This window comes from Neisseria sp. P0021.S006 (assembly GCF_051956895.1).
The window spans coordinates 1-448 of sequence record NZ_JBQCWZ010001249.1 but is presented as its reverse complement, the minus strand read 5'-3'; the positions used below and the strand labels follow the sequence as shown (position 1 = coordinate 448).

Here is a 448-nt window from a genome sequence, read left to right as displayed (position 1 = left end):
ATTGAAAGCAGGGCAGAATGTCAGCTTCTTCCCTGAGGCGCGTACTTCTTCCGGCTTGGGTATTTTGCCGTTTAAAGCTGCCCTGTTCCAATCGGCTATTGATGCGAAAGCGCCGATTCAGGCGGTAACTTTGCGATATTATGATGACGAAGGACAACGGACGGATCTGCCATCCTATGCGGAGGTAAACCTGCTTCAATCTTTATGGCGCATTGTTTCTATGAAGAAAATCTGTATCCGCTTGGATTTCTCGCCTCAGTACAAATCGACAGATATGCCTGATAAAGACCGCTATGCTTTGAAGGATATTGCGGAAACAGCCATCGGTGAAATTGTGGCTTCGGATTCTCCCGTTCAGCCCTTACCTAAAAAATAATTTCAGTCAGGCACTTGTTTTATTTCAGATAGCCTTCATTTAGAGGAATAGCTGTTTTCGGTTTAATTGAAT

Annotated in this window: 1 protein-coding gene; it reads left to right on the top strand. The window is 44.4% G+C overall.

The window, feature by feature from the left end:
• A partial coding sequence (locus ACTHUM_RS19715) for a 1-acyl-sn-glycerol-3-phosphate acyltransferase (protein WP_440403971.1) occupies positions 1-376 on the top strand: 376 nt, incomplete at its 5' end.
• Positions 377-448: the final 72 nt, after the last annotated feature.